21 protein-coding genes and 1 pseudogene are annotated in these 19,513 nt (G+C 66.0%); 13 read left to right on the forward strand and 9 right to left on the reverse strand.

Annotation, left to right across the window (positions count from 1 at the left end; all coding sequences use genetic code 11):
- Positions 1 to 14 precede the first annotated feature (14 nt).
- Positions 15 to 182 (reverse strand): hypothetical protein, encoded by a 168-nt coding sequence (locus AB4Z42_RS18315; RefSeq protein ID WP_442010639.1) that lies wholly within the window; start codon positions 180 to 182, stop codon positions 15 to 17.
- A 194-nt stretch (positions 183 to 376) separates the two neighbouring features.
- Between AB4Z42_RS18315 and AB4Z42_RS18320 the strand changes: the two genes are divergently transcribed.
- A complete protein-coding gene (locus tag AB4Z42_RS18320; protein WP_442010640.1) occupies positions 377 to 628 on the forward strand; it encodes a fibronectin-binding protein in 252 nt (83 codons plus the stop codon).
- On the opposite strand, the gene hsaB is transcribed toward AB4Z42_RS18320, so the two are convergent.
- Genes hsaB through hsaA form a run of 4 tightly spaced genes read right to left on the reverse strand, consistent with a single transcriptional unit; the run spans position 625 to position 4,172 of the window.
- The gene (gene hsaB / locus AB4Z42_RS18325) at positions 625 to 1,188 is read right to left on the reverse strand and encodes a 3-hydroxy-9,10-secoandrosta-1,3,5(10)-triene-9,17-dione monooxygenase reductase subunit (RefSeq protein ID WP_442010641.1); all 564 of its coding nucleotides are present in this window, start codon (positions 1,186 to 1,188) and stop codon (positions 625 to 627) included. The two genes, AB4Z42_RS18320 and hsaB, sit on opposite strands and share 4 nt — an antisense overlap.
- A complete protein-coding gene (hsaC, locus tag AB4Z42_RS18330) occupies positions 1,189 to 2,088 on the reverse strand; it encodes an iron-dependent extradiol dioxygenase HsaC (RefSeq protein ID WP_442010642.1) in 900 nt (299 codons plus the stop codon).
- A complete protein-coding gene (gene hsaD, locus AB4Z42_RS18335) occupies positions 2,085 to 2,975 on the reverse strand; it encodes a 4,5:9,10-diseco-3-hydroxy-5,9,17-trioxoandrosta-1(10),2-diene-4-oate hydrolase (RefSeq protein WP_442010643.1) in 891 nt (296 codons plus the stop codon). Before hsaD ends, hsaC begins: the two co-directional genes overlap by 4 nt.
- Before the next feature lie 12 nt (positions 2,976 to 2,987).
- Positions 2,988 to 4,172, reverse strand: a complete 1,185-nt coding sequence (gene hsaA, locus AB4Z42_RS18340; protein ID WP_442010644.1) for a 3-hydroxy-9,10-secoandrosta-1,3,5(10)-triene-9,17-dione monooxygenase oxygenase subunit — start codon at positions 4,170 to 4,172, stop codon at positions 2,988 to 2,990.
- 152 nt (positions 4,173 to 4,324) lie between these two features.
- Here hsaA and AB4Z42_RS18345 point away from each other — a divergent pair, with 152 nt between their 5' ends.
- Both AB4Z42_RS18345 and AB4Z42_RS18350 read left to right on the forward strand, forming a co-directional pair.
- Positions 4,325 to 5,404: a 2Fe-2S iron-sulfur cluster-binding protein gene (locus tag AB4Z42_RS18345; protein ID WP_442010645.1), complete on the forward strand. Its 1,080-nt coding sequence runs from the start codon at positions 4,325 to 4,327 to the stop codon at positions 5,402 to 5,404.
- An 87-nt stretch (positions 5,405 to 5,491) separates the two neighbouring features.
- Complete coding sequence (locus AB4Z42_RS18350) at positions 5,492 to 6,040, forward strand: hypothetical protein (RefSeq protein WP_442010646.1); 549 nt, start codon at positions 5,492 to 5,494, stop codon at positions 6,038 to 6,040.
- Here the strand turns inward: AB4Z42_RS18350 and AB4Z42_RS18355 are convergent.
- Positions 6,037 to 8,142 (reverse strand): acyl-CoA dehydrogenase family protein, encoded by a 2,106-nt coding sequence (locus tag AB4Z42_RS18355; RefSeq protein ID WP_442010647.1) that lies wholly within the window; start codon positions 8,140 to 8,142, stop codon positions 6,037 to 6,039. The genes AB4Z42_RS18350 and AB4Z42_RS18355 overlap by 4 nt on opposite strands.
- A 263-nt stretch (positions 8,143 to 8,405) precedes the next feature.
- Here AB4Z42_RS18355 and kstR point away from each other — a divergent pair, with 263 nt between their 5' ends.
- A complete protein-coding gene (kstR, locus tag AB4Z42_RS18360; RefSeq protein WP_260992074.1) occupies positions 8,406 to 9,011 on the forward strand; it encodes a cholesterol catabolism transcriptional regulator KstR in 606 nt (201 codons plus the stop codon).
- Between the two features lie 3 nt (positions 9,012 to 9,014).
- Entirely contained in the window at positions 9,015 to 9,764 is a 750-nt protein-coding gene (otsB, locus tag AB4Z42_RS18365) for a trehalose-phosphatase (protein WP_442010648.1), read from the forward strand.
- Here otsB and AB4Z42_RS18370 read toward each other — a convergent pair.
- On the reverse strand, positions 9,761 to 10,861 hold the full coding sequence (locus tag AB4Z42_RS18370; RefSeq protein WP_442010649.1) for a LacI family DNA-binding transcriptional regulator: 1,101 nt from the start codon (positions 10,859 to 10,861) through the stop codon (positions 9,761 to 9,763). The genes otsB and AB4Z42_RS18370 overlap by 4 nt on opposite strands.
- A 97-nt stretch (positions 10,862 to 10,958) precedes the next feature.
- Here AB4Z42_RS18370 and AB4Z42_RS18375 point away from each other — a divergent pair, with 97 nt between their 5' ends.
- Genes AB4Z42_RS18375 through AB4Z42_RS18385 form a run of 3 tightly spaced genes read left to right on the forward strand, consistent with a single transcriptional unit; the run spans position 10,959 to position 13,559 of the window.
- Positions 10,959 to 11,870 (forward strand): metal ABC transporter solute-binding protein, Zn/Mn family, encoded by a 912-nt coding sequence (locus AB4Z42_RS18375; RefSeq protein ID WP_442010650.1) that lies wholly within the window; start codon positions 10,959 to 10,961, stop codon positions 11,868 to 11,870.
- Positions 11,871 to 11,878: 8 nt separating this feature from the next.
- Positions 11,879 to 12,691 (forward strand): metal ABC transporter ATP-binding protein, encoded by an 813-nt coding sequence (locus AB4Z42_RS18380; RefSeq protein ID WP_442010651.1) that lies wholly within the window; start codon positions 11,879 to 11,881, stop codon positions 12,689 to 12,691.
- Positions 12,684 to 13,559 (forward strand): metal ABC transporter permease, encoded by an 876-nt coding sequence (locus tag AB4Z42_RS18385; protein ID WP_442010652.1) that lies wholly within the window; start codon positions 12,684 to 12,686, stop codon positions 13,557 to 13,559. Before AB4Z42_RS18380 ends, AB4Z42_RS18385 begins: the two co-directional genes overlap by 8 nt.
- Here the strand turns inward: AB4Z42_RS18385 and AB4Z42_RS18390 are convergent.
- The gene (locus AB4Z42_RS18390; protein ID WP_442010653.1) at positions 13,533 to 14,339 is read right to left on the reverse strand and encodes a sulfurtransferase; all 807 of its coding nucleotides are present in this window, start codon (positions 14,337 to 14,339) and stop codon (positions 13,533 to 13,535) included. The two genes, AB4Z42_RS18385 and AB4Z42_RS18390, sit on opposite strands and share 27 nt — an antisense overlap.
- A 30-nt stretch (positions 14,340 to 14,369) precedes the next feature.
- On the opposite strand from AB4Z42_RS18390, the gene bluB reads away from it, so the two are divergent.
- Positions 14,370 to 15,044: a 5,6-dimethylbenzimidazole synthase gene (gene bluB / locus AB4Z42_RS18395; RefSeq protein ID WP_442010654.1), complete on the forward strand. Its 675-nt coding sequence runs from the start codon at positions 14,370 to 14,372 to the stop codon at positions 15,042 to 15,044.
- Positions 15,032 to 15,796: a LamB/YcsF family protein gene (locus tag AB4Z42_RS18400; protein WP_442010895.1), complete on the forward strand. Its 765-nt coding sequence runs from the start codon at positions 15,032 to 15,034 to the stop codon at positions 15,794 to 15,796. The genes bluB and AB4Z42_RS18400 overlap by 13 nt, the downstream gene beginning before the upstream one ends.
- Here the strand turns inward: AB4Z42_RS18400 and AB4Z42_RS18405 are convergent.
- Positions 15,793 to 16,834, reverse strand: a pseudogene (locus AB4Z42_RS18405) (CobW family GTP-binding protein). The gene AB4Z42_RS18400 and the pseudogene AB4Z42_RS18405 overlap by 4 nt on opposite strands.
- Positions 16,835 to 16,893: 59 nt before the next feature.
- Between AB4Z42_RS18405 and AB4Z42_RS18410 the strand changes: the two are divergent.
- From AB4Z42_RS18410 to AB4Z42_RS18420, 3 genes are read left to right on the forward strand one after another with little or no spacing between them, the layout of a single operon-like run.
- A complete protein-coding gene (locus AB4Z42_RS18410) occupies positions 16,894 to 17,292 on the forward strand; it encodes a VOC family protein (protein WP_442010655.1) in 399 nt (132 codons plus the stop codon).
- Positions 17,293 to 17,309: 17 nt separating this feature from the next.
- The gene (locus tag AB4Z42_RS18415; RefSeq protein ID WP_442010656.1) at positions 17,310 to 18,230 is read left to right on the forward strand and encodes an MBL fold metallo-hydrolase; all 921 of its coding nucleotides are present in this window, start codon (positions 17,310 to 17,312) and stop codon (positions 18,228 to 18,230) included.
- Entirely contained in the window at positions 18,221 to 19,462 is a 1,242-nt protein-coding gene (locus AB4Z42_RS18420) for an SLC13 family permease (RefSeq protein ID WP_442010657.1), read from the forward strand. The genes AB4Z42_RS18415 and AB4Z42_RS18420 overlap by 10 nt, the downstream gene beginning before the upstream one ends.
- The last annotated feature ends 51 nt before the right edge of the window (positions 19,463 to 19,513 follow it).

Consider the following 19,513-nt stretch of genomic DNA (forward strand, 5'->3'; position numbering starts at 1 on the left):
TCGATTATTGACTGTCAGCGGCTCTGGTGCACCGTCGTATCCACGTGGGGCACACTCACCTGGGGCTGAATCTGGTCGAGCCACTGGTAGTGCACTAGCTCGGCTTGCGCGGGTCCCGCGAGGCCGATGACGGCGGCGGTCAGACCACTTGCGATCGCTGCGGCGAATCCGAACTTCTTCATCTTGTTGCCTTCTTCTGTTGCTCTGCCGGTGGTTCTTCTCGCCGGTTCTGATGGTCTAAACGGACAGGTCAGAGCTTTAATTCCATTGGCAGCAATTGATCGACGGTTGGCAGATTCGCTCCACTGAGACAGGCTTGGGCATGCCGTTCATCGATCATCGATTTCATCGACGGCTGCGCGCTAGAGTCATCCTGATGATGATCAGGGCGATCCTCGTGGCCGCCGCCGCCTGCGGTGCGGCGGTGTCGCTCGCCGTCCCTGCCGCGGCGCAACAGGACCGGCCTTCGTGCGACTTGGCGCTGACGTTCATCTGCAACATCATCCCGATGGCGCCCGAGCTCGATCACGACGTGGATCTCACCGACCAACAGCCGCCGGCTGATCCGAACGCGCCGAATCCGGAAACACTGCCGCCGCTCGACCCGTGTTCGGCGGGCTGTATCTAGAGCCAGGTGTCGTCTGTGGTGGCGGTGAGGAACGCCTCAAGGTCGTCACGCCAGTGCGCCGGCGACGTCTTGTCGGGTTCGATACCCGTGTAGTTGCCTCGATAGAACAGCAGTGGCCGCGGTTTCTTGTGCGGGACATCGGACAGCGAGTGCACCGCCCCGAACACGACGAGGTGATCACCCCCGTCGTGGACAGATGCCACCGTGCAGTCGATATGTGCGAGCGTGTCCTTGATGACGGGCGATCCGAGTTTCGAAGGGTGCCAGTCGAGTCCGGCGAACTTGTCGGGTTCCTTGGAACCGAACCGCGCCGAGACATCCTTCTGCTTCTCGTGCAGCACGTTGACGCAGAAGTGACCGCTCGCCTCGATCGCTTTCCAGGATCGCGACACCTTCGTCGGGCAGAACAGCACCAGCGGAGGCTCGAGCGACAGCGCGGCGAACGACTGGCAGGCGAACCCGACCGGCTCGCCGTCATGCATGGTGGTGATCACGGTGATGCCCGTGCAGAACTGTCCCAGCACATTTCGGAATGTGCGGGGATCTAGGGGCTCAGCCACTTACTTGAAGCCGATGCTGAAGTCGTGGCCCCACAGGCTGACAGCTGTGCTCTCTCTGGCGACCCAGCCGTCGTTTTCGACCTGCAGTCCCTCACAACCGAATTCGACGTCGAACCCGCCCGGAGTCTTCATGTAGAACGACAGCATCTTGTCGTTGACGTGGCGGCCCAGGGTCGCCGACATGGGGACCTTGCGGCGCAGTGCGCGGTCCAGGCACAGCCCGACATCGTCGGCCTCACCGACCTCGACCATCAGATGCACAATGCCACTTGGCGTTTCACCAGGCATGAATGCCAGGCTGTGGTGGCGCGGGTTCACGCCGAGGAAGCGCAGCCATGCCGGCGCACCATCGGCGGGCCTTCCGACGAGTTGCGGGGGCAGCTTCATCGAATCGCGCAGGAAGAAGCCGAGCACATCGCGGTAGAAGTGCAGCGTGTCCGCGTCGTCGCGAGTGGTCAACACCACGTGACCGAGACCCTGCTCCTCGGTGATGAACCTGTGGCCGTACGGGCTGACGACACGGCGATGTTCCAGAGCGGCACCGTGGAAGACCTCGAGCGTGTTGCCCGAGGGGTCGTCGAACGTGATCATCTCGTCGACCCGACGCTCGGCGAGTTCGGCGGCCGAAGCCTCCTTGTACGGTGTCCCCTCGATGTCGAGGCGCTGACGAATGTCCTGCAGCTCAGCGGCATTGGGTGTCTCCCAGCCGGATTGCAACAGCCGGTCGTGCTCGCCGGGGACGATGACCAGGCGGGCAGGAAACTCGTCCATCCGCAGATACAGCGCACCTTCGGTCTGCCCGGATCCCTCGACCATGCCGAGCACCTTCAGGCCGTATTCACGCCACGCGCCGACGTCGGTGGATTCGATGCGCAGGTAGCCAAGAGATTTGATGCTCATGACCCATCCCCCAGAAAATCGATGGTCAGCTTGTTGAATTCGTCGAACTTCTCCAGCTGCGCCCAGTGGCCGCACTGCCCGAACACATGCAGCTGAACCTTTGCAATCTGCTTGAGTGCAACCAGTGCTCCGTCGAGCGGGTTCACCCGGTCCTCACGGCCCCAGATGAGAAGTACCCGCTGGCGCAGCTTGTATACCTCGCGCCACATCATGCCGAGTTCGAAGTCCGCGCCTGCGAACGACTTTCCCATTGCGCGGGCGGCAGCCAGCGATTCGGGCTGACTCGCGATCGCGAACCGCTCGTCGATCAACTCCGGTGTCACGAGCTTCTGGTCGAAGACCATGATGCGCAGGAACTTCTCCATGTTCTCGCGCGTGGGCTCGGCGGTGAACTTGCCGAGCAGCTTCACACCCTCGGTGGGATCCGGCGCGAACAGGTTCACCGACAATCCGCCGGGGCCCATCAGCACCAACCGTCCGGCGCGCCTGCCGTTGTCGAGTGCGAACCTGACGGCGGTGCCACCGCCGAGCGAATTGCCCACCAGGTCGGCGCTTTCGATGCCGAGGTGGTCGAAGAGATTCAGCAGCGCGGTCGCGCTGTAGCGGTTGTACTGCTCATGCTCGGCGTGCTTGTCGGAGTGCCCGTAGCCCGGCTGATCGACCGCGAGGACATGAAAGTGCTGCGCCAGCACAGAGATGTTGCGGCCGAAGTTCGACCAGCTCGACGCGCCCGGACCGCCGCCGTGCAGCAGCACGATCGTCTTCTCGTTGCCGATACCGGCCTCGTGGTAGTGCAGGCGCATGTCGTCCCGCACCTGCGCGTAGCGCGAAGTCGACTCGAACGTGATCTCTTGCTGTTGGGCAGCTTCGGCGGCGAAGGAGGTCATCAAGGGATCCAGTTAAACCATCGTGTCCTGCGGCGGCAGGCCGAACTCGTTGTTACCGAAGATCAGGTAGGCGCGTTCTGGATCGTTGGCAGCGTGCACGCGGCCTGCGTGCGCGTCGCGCCAGAACCGTTGCACCGGAGCGTCGTTGTTGAGCGCTGTCGCGCCTGAAGCCTCGAAGAGCCGGTCGATCGACGAAATGGCGCGGCCCGTGGCACGCACCTGGTCGCGGCGCGCGCGGGCACGCAGCTCGAACGGAATCTCCTGGCCCTCCTTGAGCAGCGCGTACTCGTCGCTGACGTTGCCGATCAGCTGTCGCCACGCGGCGTCGATATCACTGGCGGCCTCGGCGATACGGACCTTTGCGAACGGATCATCCTTGGCCTTCTCGCCTGCGAACGCGGCGCGAACACGCTTGCCCTGGTGCTCGACGTGGGCGTCGTAGGCGCCGTAGGCCATGCCGACGATCGGCGCGGAGATGGTGGTGGGATGCACTGTGCCCCAGGGCATCTTGTACACCGGTGCGGTGTTGGTGGTGAGACCACCCGCGGTGCGGTCGTTCATCGACTTGTAGGACAGGAAGCGATGGCGTGGCACGAACACGTCCTTGACCACCAACGTGTTGCTTCCGGTGCCCTTGAGTCCGACGACATGCCAGACGTCGTCGATCTTGTAGTCGCCGAGGGGCATCAGGAAGCTGCCGAAGTCGACCGGCTTGCCGTCCTTGATCACCGGGCCGCCTGCGAACGTCCACGTAGCGTGGTCACATCCCGACGACCAGTTCCACGAGCCGTTGACGAGGTAGCCGCCGTCGACGACGGTGCCCGCCCCCATCGGCGCATACGACGAGGAGATCCGGGTCGCGGGATCCTCGCCCCATACGTCTTCCTGGGCCTGCTGGTCGAACAATGCGAGGTGCCAGTTGTGCACGCCGATGATCGAGCTGACCCATCCGGTCGATCCGCAGGCGCTCGCGATGCGGCGCACGGCTTCGTAGAACGCCGTCGGATCGCACTGCAGGCCGCCCCACTGCTCGGGTTGCAGAAGCTTGAAAAACCCCACCTCGTTGAGTTCGGCGACGGTCTCGTCGGGCAGGCGGCGCAGATCCTCGGTTGCCTGCGCCCGCTTGGCGATCAGCGGCAGCAGATCGTCGATGCCGGCTAGGACCGACTGCACGTCACGCTGTTCAATGGACGTCACTGGATTTGCCTCCCGGAAGCGTTTGGGCCTAGAAGGAGATTAGAACACGTTACGATTTGTGTCGAGAAGGGCATACCTGCGGGGGCTGGACCTGGGCACATGCATTTCTGTAACCTGTTCTAGTTATTGCTCCTGTTGGCCGATGAGGAAGGGTGCAGGTCGTGACGGACGAGCCGCTCGGTAGCCATGTGCTCGAGCTGCAGCTGGCCGATGTCGTCGAGGAGACCGACGACGCGCGCTCGCTGGTGTTCACGGTGCCCGACGGCCCCGATGCTCCCGAAATTCCGGCCGACCGGTTGCGCTACTCACCAGGCCAGTTCCTGACGCTGCGCGTGCCCAGCGACCGCACCGGGTCGGTCGCCCGCTGCTACTCGCTGTGCAGTTCGCCGTTCACCGACGATCCGCTGACGGTGACCGTCAAGCGCACCGAGGACGGCTACGCGTCGAACTGGCTCTGCGACCATGCGCACGCCGGCATGAAGATCCATGTTCTGGCGCCGTCGGGAACCTTCGTTCCCAAGACCCTCGACACGGACTTCCTGCTGCTCGGGGCGGGCAGCGGCATCACGCCGATGATGTCGATCTGCAAGTCGGCACTCGCGGAGGGCAGCGGCAAGGTCGTCCTGATCTATGCGAATCAGGATGAGAACTCGGTGATCTTCGGCAACGCGCTGCGCGAATTGACCGTCAAGTACCCGGACCGGCTCACCGTCGTGCACTGGCTCGTCAGTGTGCAGGGGCTGCCGAGCGCGGCGGCGCTTGCCGGGCTTGCAGAACCGTATTCGGGCCACGACGCCTACATCTGCGGTCCTGGCCCCTTCATGGTCGCGGCCGAGGAAGCACTCAAGGCCGTCGGCGCCGAACGCATCCACATCGAGGTGTTCAAGTCGCTGGAGTCCGACCCGTTCGCGCGGGTCGTGGTTGACGCCGATGATCCAGACGACAGCGACGAGGGGCCCGCCACCGCCCTCGTCACGCTCGACGGCGAGAAGCATGAGATCACGTGGCCACGCAACGCGAAGTTGCTCGATGTGCTGCTAGACAAGGGCCTCGACGCACCGTTCTCCTGTCGCGAGGGCCACTGCGGGGCATGCGCGGTGCTGAAGAAGACCGGCGATGTCGAGATGGAGATCAACGACGTGCTCGAGCAGTCCGACCTCGACGAAGGCCTGATCCTCGGCTGCCAGGCCAAGCCGCGATCCGATTCGGTCGAAGTCACCTACGACGAGTAACCCGCGGGCTACCATTCGCGGCACCGGGTTTCGATGTCGCCGCCAGCGGCTCCGGGTTTGGATGTCGCCGCCTCGGAGGGGAGCAATGTGACGAACCGGTTGGCCGGCATGCTTGCGGTTATCTCGGCGAGTTGTCTGACGCTCGCACTCGTCACGCCCACTGCGCCCGCGAACGCGGCGGTCAATACCGCGAATTCATCCATTCCGGTCAACCCCGCGCAGAGCATCGAAATGCACGCGACAGCCAATTGCATAGCGGCCGAAGGCAGGTGCGCCTTCGAAACCGCGGCCAACCTTCGTGCACCGGAAGGCGTGATCGGATTCCCCGGCGACTTCTACGGCCGGCAGTCCACGACGCTGCGCACGATGGATCGCAATGTGTACATCAACTTCGACTACGACCTGGTCAACACCCGTTCGTTCAAGTCTCCCACCGACGTCGTGTTCCAGACGGTCTTCTTCGGCGGCGGACCACCGGAGAAGTTCACGTGGCACGGAAACGCGTTCCCGGTGGACGCGCGCACCGGCCAGCCCCGCACCGATGTTCCGTTGATCGTGTGCGCGCACATTCAGGCGGTGTACTCAGGCGTCAACCTGACGACGCCCGACGCCTGCGCGCAGGCCAGCTTCAGTTAACGCGGGAGCCCGAGTAGCCGCTCACCGGCCATGGTGAGCAGGATCTGCTCGGTACCGCCTGCGATGGTCAGGCAGCGGGTGTTGAGGAAGTCGAACACAGTCTTGTTGTCGACGACGCCTGCGCCTTCGGAGAGTTCCATCCGCAGTTCGGCCAGCCCCTGTCGGTACCGCACACCGATCAGCTTGCGCGCGCTGGCCTGTGGTCCCGGATCCTGGCCTCCCACAGCCAGTTCCGCGATCTTCTGGTCCATCAACGACCCGATCTGAGCCGCCAGGATCATCGCGCCGAGCTGATGCTGTCCTGTCGGATCCAGATCGAGGTCGGCGACCGTGCGCAACAACTCCTCCATCGGATTGCCCAGCGCGGTGCCGTGAGACATCGCGACCCGCTCGTTGGCCAGCGTCGTGCGCGCCAGTCGCCAGCCGTCGTTGACGGGTCCCACCACCATCTCGTCGGGCACGAAGACGTCGTCGAAGAACACCTCGTTGAACAGGTTGTCGCCGGTGATCTCGCGCAGCGGCCGGATGTCGATGCCCTGGGACTTCATGTCGACCAGGAAATAGGTGATGCCCTTGTGCTTTGGCGCATCGGGGTCGGTACGCGCCAGGCACACACCCCAGGCCGCCTTGTGCGCCGCAGACGTCCACACCTTCTGCCCGGTGAGCTTCCAACCCCCGTCGGCACGGACCGCCTTGGTGCGCAGTGCGGCCAGATCAGACCCCGCGCCGGGCTCACTGAACAACTGGCACCAGATGAATTCGCCACGCAGCGTTGCGGGCACGAACTGCTCGATCTGCTCGGGGCTGCCGTGCTCGAGAATGGTTGGCACCGCCCACCACCCGATGACCAGATCGGGCCGGACGACATCGGCCTTGGCCAGTTCCTGGTCGATCAGCAGCTGCTCGGCCGGACCGGCCTCGCGGCCGTGCGGGCGTGGCCAGTGCGGTGCGAGCAACCCGGAGTCGGCCAATGCGACCTGCCGCTTCTCGACGGGTTGTGCGGCGACTTCGGCTACCGCAGAAGCGATTTCGGGCCGCAGATGTTCGACCGATTCGAGATCGATGCGCAGGTCGCGTCGCACACCCTCCTGGGTGAGTGTTGCGACGCGACTCAGCCACCGATGCGCACTGCCGAGAAAGTGCTCGATGCCGTACGCGCGCCGCAGATACAGATGCGCGTCGTGTTCCCAGGTGATTCCGATGCCGCCGAGCACCTGAATGCAGTCCTTCGCATTCGCCTTCGCAGCGTCGATGCCGGCGGCCGCGGCCACCGCCACCGCAATGGACAGCTGCCGCTCGTCGGCATCACTCACCGCTCTCGCCGCGTCGGCCGCAGCGACCGAGGCCTGTTCGGAACGCAGAAGCATCTCGGCGCACATGTGCTTGATGGCCTGGAAGCTGCCGATCGGCTTGCCGAACTGCTCGCGCACCTTCGCGTATTCCGTCGCGGTCTGCAGCGCCCAGCGCGCCAACCCGGCGGCTTCGGCCGCGAGCACGGTGGCGGCCACGTCGGCGAAACGCTGAGGCGATACGGACAGTGCCTCTGCGGGCGCGGAGTCCAGCACGACGCGAGCCAGTGGCCGCGAGAAGTCGGTCGCCTTCAGCAGTTCGATCGCGACGCCGTCGGCGCTACCGTCGATCAGTACGACGGAATCCCCGGCGGGCAGCAGCAGGAACCCGGCCGGATCGGCGCCGAGTACGTATTCGGCGGTGCCGGACGCAACGGTGCCGTCGAATTGGATATCGGCCGACAAGGCCACACCCGCAACGCGCTCGCCGGCGATCAGCAACTCCAGAACATCGGACCGCTCGATCAGAAGTGTGGCCAGCGCCGTGGTCGCGACGGGGCCGGGGACGAGGGCCGCGGCCGCTTCGTCGATCATCGCGCACAGATCCTCGACGGTGCCGTCAGCACCGCCCAGGTCCTCGGCGAGCGCAACGCCGAAGATTCCCAGTTGGGCCAGGCCGTCGTAGGCGGTTCGCCACGCGTCCGGCTGGCCTTGCTCGACGTTGCGTGCCGCCTCGGCGACGCTGGAAGCGGCCGCCCAGCTACGGACCAGTTCGCGCGCGGCAAACTGTTCGTCGGTAATTGTGGCTGACACCGTCTGCTCCTAGCGTTTGGGCGAGAAGACGATGCTTCCCACTAGAACGTGTTCTAATAGTGCCAGCGATCGAGCGTCAAGTCGACCGCCATCGCAGCAGGACACGATGGTGCCGTGGGGGCGCTGGAGTGAGAAAATCGAGTCTGGCATGCGTATCGTTTTGGCGGGTACGCATCGATGAAGGAGCAGCTGACCACATGTCATCGCCAGCACAGCCCAACGCGGGTTCGGGGGCGGATACGCGACCGCGTCAGGTGATGAACGTGGCGGTACTTGCCGAGTCCGAGCTCGGGTCCGAAGCTCAGCGGGAACGCCGCAAGCGAATCCTCGACGCCACCCTGGCGATCGCCTCCAAGGGCGGCTACGAGGCAGTTCAGATGCGCGCCGTCGCCGAACGGGCCGATGTCGCCGTGGGCACGCTGTACCGCTACTTCCCGTCGAAGGTGCACCTGCTGGTCTCGGCGCTGGGCAGGGAGTTCGAACGCATCGACGCCAAGACCGACCGCGCGGCGCTGTCCGGCGGAACCCCCTATCAGCGGCTGAACATCATGGTCGGCAAGCTCAACCGCGCGATGCAGCGCAATCCGCTGCTGACCGAGGCGATGACGCGGGCATTCGTGTTCGCCGACGCGTCCGCGGCAGGTGAGGTTGATCACGTCGGCAAGCTGATGGATTCTATGTTCGCCAGGGCGATGAGCGACGGCGAACCGACCGAGGACCAGTACCACATCGCGCGGGTAATCTCCGATGTGTGGTTGTCGAATCTGCTTGCCTGGCTAACCCGGCGGGCTTCGGCGACCGACGTCAGCAAACGACTGGATCTCGCCGTACGCCTGCTGATCGGCGACGGAGAGCACCCTAAGATCTAGGGCGTGCTCCCGGCCGATCTGCAGCGCGCGCTCGACTCGATCTCCGGGCTTCCCAAGCTGCTCGTCACCTGCGACTTCGACGGAACCCTCGCGCCCATCGTCGGCAATCCCGCCGATGCGCGGATGCTGCCGGATGCAGCCGATGCACTGACCGCGCTCGCCGACCTCCCCGACACCGCCGTGGCCCTGGTGTCGGGGCGCGCTCTCGGTGTGCTGCGAGAACTCTCGGCGATGCCGTCGAGCGTCCATCTCGTCGGTAGTCACGGGGCCGAGTTCGACACCGGCTTCGCCCACGACATCGACGAGGGTCTGCTGGCGCGAATCGTCGCCGAGCTCAACGAGATCGCGGCGGGCAGGCCCGGCGTCACCGTGGAGACCAAACCTGCCTCCGTAGCTCTTCACGTGCGCAACGCGAGTCCCGCCGACGGCGAGGCGGCGCTGGAGGAGGCCCGTCGCGCCGCGGCTGCCTGGGACGCACACACCACGGCGGGTAAGGCGGTGCTCGAGTTCGCGGTCATCTCGACGGACAAGGGTGAGGCCGTGGATATCCTGCGCGAGCAGACCGCCTCGACGGCGGTGGTGTTCCTCGGTGACGACGTCACCGACGAGAAGGCATTCGCCCGGATGCGCGACGGCGACATCGGCGTCAAGGTCGGCCCGGGCGAGACAGTGGCCGGCTTCCGCGTCGATTCGCCCGACGACGTCGCGGCCGCGCTGGCCTACCTGCTGGACAAGCGCCGCGAACAGACTTAGGACGGCGGGCCGGATGTGCGGCCACGGACCACCTCGGTGTCCAGGACCTCGATGACCGGTAGACCCGAGCGTGGTGGGTTGTGCAACAGGCGGCCGGCACTGCGGCCCTTCTCCAGGCTCGACTGGACGACGGTCGTCAGGCCGCGTCGCAGCGCTTCCGGCACCCCGTCGAAGCCGGTGACCGTCATCTGGCCGGGCACGTAAATCCCGTGTGCGCGTAGATAATCCATCGCCGACAGCGCCAGCACATCCGCCGTGCACATGAGCGCGGTGATGCGGGGGTTGGCACCGAGCGCAACCTCCGCGGCGGCGCCTCCCGACGTCGGCAGGTGTTCATAGCTCTCGACGACGGTCAACGACTCCGGGTCCAGGCCGGCGGCCGTCATCGCGTCGCGCACACCCTGGATGCGCTCGCGCTGAACGTGGAAATGCGGAGTCTTGACGCGCTCGGGGTCTGCCAGCGCGGGCCGCGGTCCCCCGTGCGGCCAATCGCGGCCGAGCCGCATCGTGAGCAGAGCGATCTCCCGGTGACCAAGGCCCACAACGTGTTCGGCCAGCTGGCGCATGGCTTCGCGATCGTCGATGCACACCCGCGAGGTGGCGGGAACATCCTTGGGCTGATCGACGACGACGATCGGGAGATGCCGCTGCAGGACCACCGCGAGATAGGGATCGTCGTCGGACGCCGAGTACACCACGAACCCGTCTACACCCGCCGCGAGCACAGCGGAGGCGCCTTCGTCGAGACTGCGGTTCGGCCCGATCGCCACCAACAACAGCCCCTGGCCCGCCTCCTCGCATGACTCCGCAAGGCCCGCAACGAAGTCCAGCGCGGCCGGATCGCTGAACGAATAGTTGAGCGGCTCGGTGATCATGAGTCCGACCGCCCCGGCTTTACGAGTGCGCAATGAGCGGGCGACCGGATCCGGCCCCGGGTAGCCCAGTCGCTTCGCGGTGGCCAGCACGCGGTCACGCAGGTCGGGCGACAGTTGGTCGGGCCGGTTGTAGGCGTTGGAGATGGTGGTCCGCGAAACCTTCAGTTCGGCGGCCAACGAGGCCAGTGTCGCCCGGCGCCGTGGCGCTGGACTCCTGGACATGCTGTGACGGTAGCGGATCGAGTTGCCTTCCCCGGGATGCTGTGGGTTAGAGTTATTGGAAACGGTTTTCATTTCTATTCGGAGGGTTCACGCGAGTATGCGCATGCGTGCCAGTTTTGCGGCGGCCACGGCGGTGGCGGTGGCGATCGGAGTCGCCGGCTGCGCCCAGCAGGAATCGTCGCAACCCGACCACGGCACCCCGACCGTCGTCGCCTCCACCGACGTCTGGGGCAATGTGGCCAGCGCAGTCACGGGCGATCACGCGACTGTGACGTCGATCCTCGACAGTGCGGTCGACGATCCCCACTCCTACGAGGCGACGCCGGCCAACGCCGCCGCCATCGCCGATGCGTCGCTGATGGTCTTCAACGGCGGCGACTATGACCACTGGGTCGACGACGTGCTGGCCAACAATCCGGATGTGCCGACCGTCGACGCCTACAAGCTGCTGCCCAATGCCTCGCCGAACGCCAACGAACACGTCTTCTACGACCCGGCGACCGCCAAGGCCGTGGCCGCGCAGATCGCCGACCGACTGTCCACCATCGACGCCGTCCACGCCGACACCTACCGCGCCAACGCAGCGGAATTCGCCAGGAAGGCCGACCAGGTCCTGACGCTGGAGCAAGGCATCGGCCGCGCCCACCCCGGCGCCTCGGTGGTGGCGACCGAGCCCGTCGCGCACTATCTGCTGGCCAACGCGGGCATCACCGACAAGACGCCGGAAGGCTTCTCGAACGCCATCGAGGAGGACACCGACCCGTCGCCTGCCGACCTGGCGGCCATGCTCGACCTGATCAGCAAGCGGCAGGTGTCCGCCCTGTTGTACAACTCCCAGACCGAGACCGCGGTGACCAAACAGCTTCAAGACGCCGCCGCGCGCGCATCGATACCCGTGGTGACCGTCACGGAGACCCTGCCGGCAGGCACCGATTATCTGACCTGGCAGCGCCAAACCGCCGAACAGTTGGCGAGCCAGTTGGATAAGGCACCGCAGGCGAACAGATAATCAGTCCTGTGCCTGCTGATGTCGTCGCCGAACTGACCGGTGCCCGGCTGGCGTTCGGCGAACGCGCGCTCTGGGACGCACTCGACCTCACCGTGCACGCCGGTGAATTCATCGCCGTGCTCGGACCCAACGGCACGGGAAAGACCTCCCTGCTCAAGGTGCTTCTCGGCCAGCTGCCTCTGACCTCGGGCACAGTGACGGTGTGCGGGCAGCCGGTCGAAAAGGGCAGTCGGCGAATCGGTTACGTGCCCCAGCACCGCGCCGTCGACAACGGGCTGTCGCTGCGCGGGTGTGACCTCGTCGGCCTTGGCTTCGACGGTCACCGATGGGGACTCACGACGCTCAGCGACCGATCGGCCAAACGCGCAGCAGTACGCAGGGCGCTGGATCAGGTCAACGGGCAGGCACTTGCGGGTGTGCCGGTCGGCGTGATGTCAGGCGGCGAGCTCCAGCGGGTGCGCATCGCGCAGGCGCTGACCACCGATCCGGTGCTGTTGTTGTGCGACGAGCCCCTGCTCAACCTCGACCCCGCAAACGCGCGACTGGTATCGGCCCTCATCGATGTGCGTCGTCGCGAGGCGAACACCGCGGTGCTTTTCGTCACCCACGAGGTCAATCCTGTTCTGCCGTATGTAGATCGGGTGCTGTATCTGGTCGACGGCCGATTCCGGGTCGGCACCGTCGAGGAGGTGATGACCTCGGCGACGCTGTCGGAGCTGTATCGCGCCGACATCGACGTCGTGAAGGTCGGTGGCCGCTACGTCATCGTCGGTGAGCACCTCGATCACTCCGGCCATGCGAGCGGACACGCCCATGACTGACCGACTCTCCGAACTGCTGGCCCACCTGTTCTCGTTCGACATCACGCTGGACCTGTTGCGCCGCGACTTCGTTCAGCAGGCGCTCCTCGCCGCCGCACTGCTCGCTCTGGTGTCCGGATTGATCGGGCCCTTCATCGTGATGCGGCAGATGTCGTTCGCGGTGCACGGATCCAGCGAGCTGTCCCTCACCGGCGCGGCCTTCGCACTGCTCGCCGGATTCAACGTCGGGATCGGCGCACTCATCGGGTGTGCGCTGGCGGCGGTCTTGTTCGGCATCCTGGGTCAGCGCGCCCGCGAACGGGATTCGGCGATCGGTGTGGTGCTGGCGTTCGGGCTCGGCCTTGCGGTGCTGTTCATCCACCTCTACCCCGGTCGCACCGGGACTAGTTTCGCACTGCTGACGGGCCAGATCGTCGGCGTCGGGTATTCGGGACTGGCGCTGTTGGCCGTGGTATCGGTGGTCGTCATCGTGGTGCTGGCGGTCTCCTATCGTCCGCTGCTGTTCGCCACCGTCGATCCCGAGGTGGCGGCCGGACGCGGAGTTCCGGTGCGGGCGTTGGGCATTGTGTTCGCGGCACTTGTCGGCGTGGTGGCCGCACAGGGCGTCCAGATCGTCGGGGCGCTGCTGGTGATGTCCCTGCTGATCACGCCCGCGGCGGCCGCAGCACGGGTGTTCGTCTCCCCTGCCGCAGCCGTCGTCGCCTCTGTGGTCTTCGCCGAAGTGTCGGCCGTCGGCGGAATCATGCTGTCGCTGGCCCCCGGCGTGCCGGTATCGGTGTTCGTCACCACGATCTCGTTTGCGATCTTCCTGCTGTGCTGGCTCGTCGGCCGCCGTGGAAAATCAACCGCGCTCAACGGGACGGGTTGATTCCGAAGACCATTCGGACCACGAGCCCGGATACAACGCGACGTCGACACCCTCCGCGGCAAGCGCGGCGACCACGACCGAGGCCGTGACACCCGATCCGCAGTACGCGCCCACCGCACCGGTCAACTCGGGCGTATCGGACACGAAGCGCCCATCGCTGTCCAGCAGGCTGGTGCTCGGCACATTGCGCGCCCCGGGAATGTGGCCCGCGATCGGATCCATGGGTTCGACGTCGCCGCGGAAACGTTCGGGCGCCCTGGCGTCCAGCAGCGTCACATCCGGCGCCGTCACTTGTTCGGCGGTGAGCGTGGGCAGCGCGCCGGCATACAGGTCGTCATGGGGCACCGTGACGTCGCCTGGTTGCGGCGTCACCGCACCACTTTCGAGCGGACCTCGCCATGCGGCCAGTCCGCCGTCCAGGATTCGCACATCCGGAATGCCGGCGGCGGTCAGCACCCACCACGCACGTGCCGAGCCTGCCCGGTTCCAGTCGTCGTACACGACAACCGCTACCCCGTCGCGGACACCCCAGCGCCGCGCGGCCGCCTCGATGTCACGACCGGACGGCAGCGGATGGCGTCCGCGTCCGGTGACGGTGTGGTCGCTGAGCTCATCTTCGAGCGAGACGTAGATGGCGCCGGGAATGTGCGAGCGTTCGTAGGCGGCACGGCCATCGGGTTCGGTGAGCTGCCAGCGCACGTCGAGGATCGTCGGCCGGTCGCCGTCTCCGAACCGCTGCTCCAGTTCGGCGCCGCTGATCAGCACCTGGTCACGAGTCACCCTTCGATCGTGCCACCTAAGCTGACCGGCGTGACCGATCACGCGTTCAGCCCTGCGGAGCGAGACGCGATCTACCGGGTGATCGCCGAGCGCCGCGATATGCGCCGCTTCGTCCCCGACGCCGAGGTACCCGAGGAGGTGCTGGTCCGGCTGTTGCAGGCCGCACACGCCGCGCCGAGCGTCGGGCTGATGCAGCCGTGGCGGTTCATCCGGATCACCGATCCCGCGCTGCGCGCAGGCATCCACGACGTCGTCGACGAGGAGCGACTGCGCACATCCGAAGCGCTGGGGGCACGCAGCGAGGAGTTCCTGGCGCTCAAGGTCGAGGGGATCCTGGAATGCGCCGAGTTGTTCGTCGTCGCGTTGGGTGACGGCAGGGAAGCTCACGTGTTCGGCCGGCGCACATTGCCGCAGATGGATCTCGCGTCGGTGTCGTGCGCGATCCAGAACCTGTGGCTGGCCGCGCGCGCCGAGGGCCTCGGGATGGGGTGGGTGTCGATCTTCGATCCGCAGCGGCTCGAGGAGTTGCTCGGTCTGCCCGGCGATGCCGAAGCCGTCGCCGTTCTGTGTCTCGGCCCAGTGCCGGAGTTTCCCGATCGCCCGCAGCTCGAGATCGACCATTGGGCTCTTGGCCGGCCGCTGGGCGAATTCGTGTCCGAGAACAGCTGGGGCGGGCCCGCGCCGATCGTAGGCTGGTCGACGTGACCGTCGATCTGAACGCCGACCTGGGTGAGAGCTTCGGAGTGTGGACCCTCGGCGACGACGACGCCATGCTCGACGTCGTCACCAGCGCCAACGTCGCCTGCGGCTTCCACGCCGGCGACCCCGCACTGTTGGTGCGGACGTGCCGGGCCGCCGCCGAACGCGGAGTGCGGATCGGTGCGCAGGTCAGCTACCGCGATCTCGCCGGATTCGGCAGGCGCTTCATCGATGCCGATCCGGAGGATCTGAAAGCCGACGTGATCTACCAGATCGGCGCGCTACAGGCTATCGCCCATGTCGCCGGCTCGACGGTCAGCTACGTCAAACCCCATGGCGCGCTGTATAACACGATCGTCACCAATCATGGTCAGGCACGAGCGGTCGCCGAGGCCGTACACGCCGTCGACCCGGCGCTTCCGGTGCTCGGCCTTTCGGATTCGGTGTTCTTCGCCGAGGCGACCGACCTCGGATTGCGCACTGTGCCAGAGGCGTTCGCGGACCGTGCGTACCGCTCCGACGGACAGCTGGTGTCCCGTCGGCTGCAGAACGCCGTGCTGCATGACGTCGACGAGATCGCGGACCGGGTGTCGTCGATGGTGACCGCGGGCAGGGTGGCCGCTGCCGATGGTTCGATGATTCCGATCACCGTCGAATCGGTGTGCGTGCACGGTGATTCGCCGGGAGCCGTGCAGATCGCCAACGCGGTTCGCGCGCGCCTGGCCTCCGACGGTGTCGAGCTGAAGGCATTCACCTAGAGGCTGAGCCGGCGATAGCGCTGCAGGCGGCGGAGGGCGTCGGCCGGGGCGTTGCCATCCTTTGGGTCGAGCACATCGTCGAGTAGGGCGCGCACGCGCTCGGTATCGAGATCCATCCCGATGGCAACGAGACTGTTGGGCGTAGCCGTCGTCGGCGCGGTGGCGATGTGAATGTTCGGGCCGACCAGATTGGCGACGTATGTCCGCACCGCCGAGCGATATCGCACGGCGATCGTGCCCTTGAGTCGGTACACCCCCGACGGCGGATCCTCAAGCAGATCAAGGAGTTTGCCAGGGTCGATACATCCAGCGCCCGTCACGGTGACGGCGTCGGCGTGGGTATGGCCGTCGTCGGCGTGAGCGGACGGCACCGCGTCGGAGTCGAAGAAGAGTTCGCGCAAAGAAAGTTGTCCCGGTTCGTCACCCGACCCCGGCAGGTCGTACAACAAGGCGGGATCGATTCGCGCGCCGACCGTACCGACGATGGGAGCAACGGGATTCCGTTCGCGGACGCGTTGCTCGATTCGCTCGAGCATCGGTTGCCGGTCGGCGGTGGGCAGTTGATCCAGCTTGTTGACGACGACCAACGATGCGGCGGCATACCGCGCCGGCGGACTCGATTCTCGATCCACGACGTCGAAGTGGGTGGTGGCGTCGACGACATCGATGATGCCCCCGGGGCCGCACGCCGGCAACACCGCTGAAACGGAGCAGCTGCGCGACAGCGACAGGGTCCGCCAAGCCGCTTGTCTCGACGATGATCGCGTCGAGGTCAAGCCGTGGGTCGGCGAGCTTGGTCAACGCGTCGTCGAGGCCCCCGTTGTCCGGCAGGCAGCACACACAGCCGCCGGTGATCGAGGCGGGCTCGTCGATCTGGCCGGTGACAAGTCCGGCATCCACGTTCAGTGCACCAAAGTCGTTGATGACCACGCCAACTCGCACTCTCGGAGTCCGAAGGACGTGATTGAGAAGGCTGGTCTTACCCGCGCCGAGATAACCAGTCAGTGCGATGACGGGAATGTTCTCGACGCGCGACACCCTGGCACTCTAGCGGTCGTCGTTGACCTCAAGCTGCGTTGAGGTTGCACACTCTCGTCATGACGACCTCATTGACGCAGGTGCGGATCGCCCGGCCCACAGACCGACTCGCCGACGTCGAACAGTTCTACACCCAGGCCCTCGGGTTGCCGGTGATCTACCGGTTCGAGGACCACACCGGATACAACGGCGTGATGATCGGACTTCCCGACACCGATTGCCACCTCGAGTTCACCTCGCACGTAGACGGCAGTCCCGGCCCGGCACCGTCGCGCGAGAATCTGCTCGTCCTCTATTTTCACAGCGGCGCACAGATGTCTGTGGTCGTCGACAGACTCGCAAAGACCGGCCACGCACCCGTCGCCGCCGAGAACCCTTATTGGGCCGAGGTCGGCGCGTTGACCTTCGAGGATCCCGACGGCTGGCGTGTCGTCCTGGTTCCCGGGCGGGTGTTCTGACCCCATAGGGTGGCGCCATGCGGCTCAAACTCGGCAGGCCTGATCTGGCCGACTACGCCGATTACTTCGACGCCCCCGCTGCGTCCGACGGCGCACCGCTGACCATCACGTGGGTGGGGGTCACCACGCTGCTCGTCGACGACGGCGAATCGGCCCTGATGACCGACGGCTTCTTCTCGCGGCCAAGCCTCGCCGAGGTCGGACTGCGGTCCTTGTCGCCGTCGGCGCCCCGCATCGACGGATCCCTTGCGCGGATCGGGGTGCAGCGACTGGAGGCGGTGATGCCGGTGCACACCCATTTCGACCATGCGATGGACACCGCCGTGGTCGCCGAACGCACCGGCGCCAAGCTGGTCGGCGGAACGTCCGCGGCTCAGGTGGGCCGCGGCCACGGGTTGGCCGAGGATCGCCTCGTCGTCGTCACGCCCGGCGAACCGATAAGCCTTGGCGCCTATGACGTCACGCTGTTGGAGGGGGCGCATTGCCCACCCGATCGATTTCCCGGCGTCATTACCGAACCGGTCGTACCGCCGGTGCGAGCCTCGGCGTACAAATGCGGTGAAGCGTGGTCGACGCTCGTGCACCACCGACCGTCCGACCGTCGGCTGTTGATCGTCGGCAGCGCGGGCTTCGTTCCCGGCGCGCTCGCCGGACAGCGCGCCGACGTCGTGTACCTGGGCGTCGGGCAACTCGGCGTCCAGCCTGAGCGGTATCTGGTCGACTACTGGACAGAAGCTGTACGGACTGTAGGTGCCCGCCGCGTCGTGCTCATTCACTGGGACGACTTCTTCCGTCCGCTGCACAAGCCGCTACGCGCACTGCCGTACGCGGGTGACGACCTGGACGTCACGATGCGGGTGCTGTCCCGACTGGCGCGCGAGGACGGAGTCGCGCTGCATCTACCGACACTCTGGCAGCGCGCAGACCCGTGGAATTGAGCCTGGCGCTCGTCGCACTGGCTGTCGTGCTGCTTTTCGCTGTCATCCGGCCGCACGGCTGGCCTGAGGCCGTCGTCGCGATCCCGGCCGCTGCAACGCTCATCGCGACGGACGTGATCTCGGTACCCGAGGCGCTGGCCGAGGTGCGCCGACTGCTGCCGGTCGTCGGCTTCCTCGCCGCGATCCTGGTGCTGGCGCGGTTGTGCGACGACGAGGGCCTGTTCCGGGCGGCCGGGGTGGCGATGGCGCGGTTCAGCGCGGGCAACCCCCGACACCTGCTGTCCATGGTGTTCGTCATCGCCGCTGCGACAACTGCGATCCTCAGCCTCGACGCCACGGTCGTGCTCCTGACTCCGGTCGTCCTCGCGACGGCACGCACAATGAAGGTGCCCGCGAGACCACACGCGTATGCGACGGCGCACCTGGCCAACAGTGCGTCGCTGCTGCTGCCGGTGTCGAACCTCACCAACCTGTTGGCGTTCACCGCCGCCGGACTGTCGTTCCTGCATTTCGCCGCGGTCATGACGCTGCCCTGGTTGGCGGCCATCGCCGTCGAATTCTTGCTGTTGCGTTGGCTTTTCGCCAGAGACCTGGCGACCGAACCGGAGCGCGTCGATGCCAGCGAACCTACCGATGTGCCGGTTTTCGTTCTGGTTGTCCTCGCGCTCACTCTCGTCGGATTCGCCGTAACCTCTCTGCTCGGACATTCCCCGGCATGGGCGGCCCTGGCCGGCGCAACGATCCTCGGCGTGCGCGCACTCGCCCGGCGCGACACGACTGTCACACGGATCGTCGCCGCGGTCGATCTTCCGTTCCTGGCATTCGTGCTGTGCCTCGGTGTGGTCGTCAATGCGGTGATGCTCCACGGCTTGGACTCCGCGATGCGCGATGTGCTGCCCAGCGGCAACACACTGCCCGCGCTCCTCGGGTTCGCCGCGATCGCCGCCGTGTTGTCCAACCTGGTCAACAACCTGCCGGCGGTGTTGGTGATGCTTCCACTTGTCGCGGCCTCGGGTCCTGCCGCCGTGCTCGCCGTCCTGATCGGGGTCAATATCGGCCCGAACCTGACTTATGTCGGCTCATTGGCGAACCTGTTGTGGCGAGGAGTCGTTCGCCGGGAGATGCCCGCCGGATTCGCCGAGTTCACCCGCATCGGCGCATGTACCGTGCCGTTCACGCTTATGGCGTCCGTGGTGGGTTTGTGGCTGGGAATCAAGATATTCGGCGTCTGATCACACCGCTTTCGGGTTGCCGAAATTTGTTGATCGGACGCCAATACTACT

It is taken from the genome of Mycobacterium sp. 2YAF39 (assembly GCF_052114565.1).
Classification (GTDB): Bacteria; Actinomycetota; Actinomycetes; order Mycobacteriales; family Mycobacteriaceae; genus Mycobacterium.